Source organism: Megasphaera sp. AM44-1BH (assembly GCF_003467125.1).
Classification (GTDB): domain Bacteria; phylum Bacillota; class Negativicutes; order Veillonellales; family Megasphaeraceae; genus Megasphaera.
The window spans coordinates 82,025-88,499 of record NZ_QSFA01000014.1; the positions used below are offsets into that span (position 1 = coordinate 82,025).

Genomic DNA, 6,475 nt, shown 5'->3' on the forward strand with positions numbered 1-6,475 from the left:
CGCAGCGTTCAAAATAAAATCTATTTATTTTATAATATACGAATTTGGCATATCGGCACGCTAATACAGCATCACTGAAAAAATAGAATCAGACAAATGGCGCCCTGCCATTTCGTTTCTTTATGCTAATATATTGTTCTATTATATTACAAAATTACATATTGAAAAATCAGATAATCGATATAAAAAAATAATCATTCTTTCATTGGTATCCTCTCTCTTTCACGATTATGTCTTACTCATATTCAACGAATATCATGATGTGAAAACGCAAGAAGATAAAATAATAGGGTATAGTCCAACTTTTGTAGTTGGGCTATACCCATTTCTTATAGAACTAAAACCTTCATAAACACGAAAACGGCCCTGTACTAAGCGATTTATGTATCGCTACATATCGTACAGAGCCGTTTCATTGCTTTTGGCGGAGAGAGAGGGATTTGAACCCTCGGTACAGCTGTAGCCGTACACATGATTTCCAATCATGCTCCTTCAGCCACTCGGACACCTCTCCATGCCTTACACATTGTTGCACTCTATGAAGTTTTCACGGTGCTGTCGGGATCAACACCCAATGTGTAAATATGGTCGGGGCGACAGGATTCGAACCTGCGACCTCTTAGTCCCGAACCAAGCGCGCTACCAAACTGCGCTACGCCCCGTCACCTGACTTGTATATAATACCATATTCACAACAAAAGTCAAGTGAAATATTTACATTATTTAGCCATGTCTTTAGGTTTGCTGACGCCTTCTGCCAGGACGCAGCCCTTCTGAATCATGACGTTGGCATACTGTGCCATTTCACTGGTAGCGATGACGAGATATGCCTTTTTGGCTTCTTCATAAAACGCAAATCGTTCATAGATTCCGATGACATCGCTATCCCGTTCGTCGTGAAGGCCGATGATTTCCTTGTACGTATCCCAGATAGGGGTTTCGACAGGGTCACCGGGTACAACTTCCATGAGATGAACCGGTTTTTCGACATATTGATCCAGGGGAATCATGGTAAGGATGGCATCGAGCAATTCGGGGACGCCGTGTCCATCTGCCCGGAGGACAATAGCATTCTTTCCTACCGATTCGGCAGGGAAATTACCATCTGCAATGACCAGACTGTCACCATGGCCCATTTCACAAAGAACTTTCAGCATGTCTGGCGATAAAATGCCGGGAACTCCCGTTAACATACGTATCAGACCCTTTCTATAATATAATATGTATATTATAGCCACTCATTCTCTGTCTATCATTATAACAGTCTGCCAGAGCCATCGCAACCAGAATGCCGGGCTACCCGCGGTCTTTCTGTTTCCGGTCATTTCTCTGTTTCCAGAGAAATCCTCCTGCCAGGGTAATAGCGACCAATATGCCCTGAATCACCATTTCATTCCCTTTCCCATAGGGAAAATACGGGTCCGTTGCCAGCATCCCGCCGGCGGCCCAGCCGAGAATAGCCCCGCCAATATAGACCAGTATGGGAAAACGGTTCATGATTTTAATGACGATGGTACTGCCAAAGATGATGATAGGGACGGAAATCATCATGCCCATCACTAGAAGGCCCAGGTGTCCGCCAGTAGCACCGACGATTCCCAGTACGTTGTCGAGGCTCATGAGAGCGTCGGCGGCAATAATGGTGCGCACAGCCGCAAAAAGGGAATCTTTGGCTTCTACGTGGATATTTTCATCATCATCGGCTCCGATGAGTTTAATACCAATAAGGACCAGCAGGATAGCACCGACGGTCTTAAGATAGGGGATCTGCAGCAGCCAGACGACAGCAGCCGCCATGAGGAAACGCAGGACGATAGCCCCGCCGGTCCCGTACAAAATGGCCTTCTTCTGTAAATGATGGGGCAGATTTTTTGCCGCCATGCCAATGACGATAGAATTATCGCCACCCAGTGCCAGATCGATGAGAACGACCTGGGCAATGGTCCATATATCAAATAGTATATTTTCTTCCAAGAGGAACCTCCTTTACCTGCACAAAACAACAGGTATATTATACGCAAAAATAAGCAGCTTGTGTAGGGTACAGGTGAGTAAATGATGACTTTCTGCGGTAAAAAAACAGAGGCTGCCATAGAGACAGCCCCTGTCGCCAGGTACATTATTTCAGGCCTAATTTTTCCATAATACGATTGAGTTTGTCCTGCGTATCCTGATTTTGTTTCTGCAGTTCCTGTACCTGATTCTTCAGATTCTTTACTTCGGCATCTTTTGCCTGATTTTCCTGTTTGAGCGTGGAGATTTCCCGTACCAGCGCAGCTTTGGAAACAGGTCCGCGGTTGACACCACTGCCGATCCCCACGGTGACACCGGCATTGATCATGTTTTCGCCATTTCCCACGGTCGCACCCATGCTGACAATCATATTGTCATTGGGCCGGTAGAAGGCGCCAATAGCCGCTGCCGTAGAATTACGGTAATTGCCGATGCCGGCAGAAATACTCCAGGAGTCGTCGCCATTGGGATCCGGATGAAGTGCTGCCAGAGCCGCAGCGCCGGCACCGATGCGGTTGATGCGCGTATCGAGGCGACTGAGGTGATGGCCCCGGCTGTTGATGGCTTCTCCTGCAGCATCTGCCACTTTCGCAATCTGACCGACGGTGGCCGCATCATCCTTTTCTTTGCCGTCGGCTACGCCATGAATCTGGTTGCCGCCGGCGTTGATTTCACTGCTGGATACTTTGACCTTGCCAGTCTGGATACCGTCTTTGTCCAGGGTCATCTTACTGTCCCCGCTGCCGATAGTCACCTTGTCAAAGGATACCTCCTTCTTGGTGGAAATCTTGATGGCACCGTTGTCGTTAGACAGTTCGATATTGTCGCCGCTGGTGAAGTTCTGGACGTCGCCGGCCTTAATCTTCTTCACCGTCTTGCCATCAATCTGGCTTTCCCAGCTGCCGTTGGCCGCATCCTTCACCTTTTCATTCAGGTTGTTCAGGGCATCCACCACATTGTTGTTTTCCTTGTTCCGGATATCTTCGCTGATCTTGGATACATCTCCCAGATCCGAAGCCTTGGCAACGTTGTCGATGGTGATATCCTTCACCTGGTCCGGATGCATCTTATCCTGTACATGGAGTTTCACCTTATTGTCATCGGAAACCTTGTAGTCCCCGGTGTAGTTCCCTTCCTTGTCCTTTTCTCCCACCAGCTGGAAGTCGGAATTGTTCTTCTTCAGGTCACTTACATTGTCAGCCACCTGTTTCAACTGTTCTTCCGTGGCGGCCCGGCCCTTGGTAGCAAAGTCCTGTGCGTCGATGGTCCTGTTGGTGAGGCCGCTGAGGGTGCCGTTGTTGCCGTCGATAGTCACCGTCTGGTGACCGCTGGTACCATTACCGATGGTCACCGTCCCGCCATTGCCATCAATAACTACAGAATTTCCATTTCGATTTATCTCCGCTAGTAGTATCCCCAATGGAGACCCCTGCTGTAGTGGATTTCCAGATTGGAGAAGAAATGGCACTCCGGAAGACACTGCTCTGAATATTTCCTGTATTGGAACCTTCCCAAGGCAGATATCCTTGGACTCCCGCTTGGGTAGCCCAATTGGACACCGAGTAAGCCCCCAGGGCTACACCGTCCTTGGCGTCAGATCCATCTACTTTAGCACCATAACCGATGGCTGCACCGGCTTCAGCTCCATTGACAAGAGAATCGGCTCCCAATGCAATAGAATACGTCCCATTGGCGTTGGCACCCTTTTCTCCCACGTTATTGCCCCCGATGGCAATCCCATAGGGATGGTCCGAAGAGCTGTCCTGCCCAATAGCAATAGAACCCTGATTATTCACGATGGCATTTTCCCCGATGGCGATTCCATAGGGATTATTGTTCGCCTGGGCCCCGGTCCCGATGGCTACGGCATCCGTTCCATGGGCTTTGGCCTCTTTCCCGAAAGCGAGGGCTCCTCCCATGGTGGATTCAGAAGAATGGCCGATGGCCATGCCATCTTCTACCGTAGCATGTGCCGATTCACCCAGGGCTATGGAAGAATTCCCCTGGGAAGATGCACTCTTCCCGATAGCAACAGCGTTGGCCTTTTCCGCAGAGGCCTTATTGCCGATGATTACATCATAGGTCCATTTACCGGAAGCATTGCGCCCCAAAACGATGCTGTAGTCACTGCCTTCTCCAGTATCGCCAATGGCGCCAATGGCAATGGAATAATTGTACAGTTTGCTATTGTATTAGGCCTTGCCAAAACTAAAGCCATGTTTCTGGCTGTCATAAGCAAATTCTCCATCATTGAACAATAGAGTCTCGAAAAATTTGCTGGTCCCATAAACAAATAAATCTCCCTGGGTGTGAGGATAATCTCCGATAGTAACACTACCATACTGGACTTTCTCCCCGGCAGCCGCATAGGCGGGGACTACGGCTGTACTCCCCAGCACCAGTGCCAATGTTATAGCCCTGGTCAGCCAGACATAGCGGTTGCGTCTGTCATGAACTCCCCCATCTTTTGATCCGTGATTTTTTGCGATTTCCGATACGACAACCCATACCGAGCGGGCCTTGCTCCAAATGACTTTAAAGATTTTATTCATGATATTTCACCTACTCAAAAACCAATGATAACTACATCCTTGAATACGCACACATTTCTGTGATAAATAATGCAAATAGTATTATAAATATAACAAATAGATTGATTTTCAAACTTTAATGTTATATATTATATCATATTAATTTAATCATTCTAAAACATATTGCGTGTTATAATAAAAAAATATACGTACCATAACTGTTTTTTAGTCAACAAATCTTAAAAAGTAAGCGGGAAACTGTACCTGCCCCGTTAGAAAAACAACGGATAAATCATAAAAAATTACGTATACTATGTACAGAATTAATTTACTAAAGAGGTGATACCATGAAAGAACCGGTAGGAAAAATCTTTTCTATTACACAGGAAAATACACCTGTTCCTGGATGCACCATTTCCAGTCAGGAATTCCAGGAAAATGGATATACCTTTTCCTATTTTTCTATGGCCGCCCATACGGACATCAGTGCCGAAAGCTATGCCTATCCCAAATGGCTGTACGTACTGGCGGGGACACTGACCATATATACGCCGGACGGCATCTTTCAGGTTCTACATGCCGGAGAAAGTGTCCTGACACCACGGCATATTCCCATTGGCATGAAGGCCGATACAGATACGATTTACAGTGAATTGACATTACAGGAGGAATCTATTATGAACAACATCATCAAAGAAGGCACAGTATTCCAGCTCGCCAATCTCGTTCCCTATCAGGAAGGAAAAATCATCAACATGGACATCATTTCCGATCCGAAATTGAAATTCGTCGTCATGAGCCTGGCTGCTGGCACAGGCCTTTCAGAACACGCCGCACCGGGCGAAGCACTGGTATTCGCATTGGACGGCACTGCCACCATCACCTACGAAGGTACACCTGTAACCATCCACAAAGGGGAAACGATCAAATTCGCCGCCGGTGGCCGTCACGCTGTTCAGGCCGACAGCAACTTTAAAATGGCACTCCTCCTGACACTGAAGTAGGAAAAAAGCCGCAGACCGGGAAGGGCAGCAGTCAGCGGCCAGCGGATAGCTGTTGAAAGGCCGCAGTGCGTGGGAAGGCAGCTGCCAGCAGGTTGAGCCGGTGCGACGGACAGTGAGTCTTTGCCGTCCCCGCGAGGGGAAGGGGCCTTATTTCAATAGTGAGTCCTATTCATGAGTCCGTTTATCCGCATGGGAACGAAGCCAGTCCGACGTACCACATCCTCGGACTCAGATACTGAGACGCAAACGATAAAAAACCCCTTCAGACGCCGTTGGCGCCAGCTTCCCCTCACGGGGACGCCATGCTACACGGCACTATGAACCAGCTAATTCCATTCAGGGAGAGCAATACTACACTGCGCTTTAAGCCAGCTTTTGCACCTGAAAACTGTAAGCATAAAATATAATCGTATATGTAAAATGCCGGATGTTATGGTGTGCCCATCATAACATCCGGCATTTTGCCAACCCGGTTCTCTGCTTTCGCCGAAACCACGATATTCCTTTATCTCTGAAAAGGGGCTGCGAATGGGCACTGCATTCCGGTATAAGCGAGGGCTCACGACGGGGGCGCTTTGCATCGGAATCATCGGCTATGGTGTCAGATACAAGGCGGAGGAAAGAGGCGTAGCGGTGCTACATCGATAGACGACAACGCTGTAGATGATGCTATAGCCGGTGAGGCAGACAGAAGAAGTCCCCTGGCCATGAGCCCCTACACACATTTGCGCGTCACTGCGCTCCTTCAAATGTGGTTCTCTGCTTTCGCCGAAACCACGATATTCCTTTATCTCTGAAAAGGAGCTGCGAATGGGCACTGCGTTCCGGCATAAGCGATTCACACACATTTGCGCGTCACTGCGCTCCTTCAAATGTGGTTCTCTGCTTATCTCAGGAACCTGGGAGAATGGGAAGCCAATACGTTAT

At 48.1% G+C, this 6,475-nt stretch carries 6 protein-coding genes and 2 tRNA genes; 1 reads left to right on the top strand and 7 read right to left on the bottom strand.

Annotated elements, in window-relative coordinates; all coding sequences use genetic code 11:
• Nucleotides 1-422: 422 nt before the first annotated feature.
• The 7 genes from DW949_RS09935 to DW949_RS09965 all read right to left on the bottom strand — a co-directional run bounded on the left by DW949_RS09935 (nt 423) and on the right by DW949_RS09965 (nt 4,565).
• Nucleotides 423-514, bottom strand: a tRNA-Ser gene (locus DW949_RS09935).
• A gap of 71 nt (nt 515-585) precedes the next feature.
• A tRNA-Pro gene (locus tag DW949_RS09940) sits at nt 586-662 on the bottom strand.
• A gap of 57 nt (nt 663-719) precedes the next feature.
• A complete protein-coding gene (locus tag DW949_RS09945) occupies nt 720-1,193 on the bottom strand; it encodes an RbsD/FucU family protein (protein ID WP_118023063.1) in 474 nt (157 codons plus the stop codon).
• Nucleotides 1,194-1,296: 103 nt separating this feature from the next.
• The gene (locus DW949_RS09950; RefSeq protein ID WP_118023064.1) at nt 1,297-1,974 is read right to left on the bottom strand and encodes a TerC family protein; all 678 of its coding nucleotides are present in this window, start codon (nt 1,972-1,974) and stop codon (nt 1,297-1,299) included.
• Between the two features lie 145 nt (nt 1,975-2,119).
• A complete protein-coding gene (locus DW949_RS09955; RefSeq protein ID WP_147349055.1) occupies nt 2,120-3,433 on the bottom strand; it encodes a YadA-like family protein in 1,314 nt (437 codons plus the stop codon).
• The gene (locus DW949_RS09960; protein WP_118023066.1) at nt 3,381-4,124 is read right to left on the bottom strand and encodes a hypothetical protein; all 744 of its coding nucleotides are present in this window, start codon (nt 4,122-4,124) and stop codon (nt 3,381-3,383) included. The genes DW949_RS09955 and DW949_RS09960 overlap by 53 nt, the downstream gene beginning before the upstream one ends.
• Nucleotides 4,125-4,205: 81 nt before the next feature.
• The gene (locus tag DW949_RS09965) at nt 4,206-4,565 is read right to left on the bottom strand and encodes an ESPR domain-containing protein (protein WP_118023067.1); all 360 of its coding nucleotides are present in this window, start codon (nt 4,563-4,565) and stop codon (nt 4,206-4,208) included.
• Between the two features lie 326 nt (nt 4,566-4,891).
• On the opposite strand from DW949_RS09965, the gene DW949_RS09970 reads away from it, so the two are divergent.
• The gene (locus DW949_RS09970; protein ID WP_118023068.1) at nt 4,892-5,548 is read left to right on the top strand and encodes a cupin domain-containing protein; all 657 of its coding nucleotides are present in this window, start codon (nt 4,892-4,894) and stop codon (nt 5,546-5,548) included.
• Nucleotides 5,549-6,475 lie beyond the last annotated feature (927 nt).

Excerpts from the sequence above, each read along its gene's own strand:
- DW949_RS09945 (WP_118023063.1), bottom strand. The coding sequence starts at position 1,193 with ATGTTAACGGGAGTTCCCGGCATTTTATCGCCAGACATGCTGAAAGTT.
- DW949_RS09965 (WP_118023067.1), bottom strand. The coding sequence starts at position 4,565 with ATGAATAAAATCTTTAAAGTCATTTGGAGCAAGGCCCGCTCGGTATGG.
- DW949_RS09970 (WP_118023068.1), top strand. The coding sequence starts at position 4,892 with ATGAAAGAACCGGTAGGAAAAATCTTTTCTATTACACAGGAAAATACA.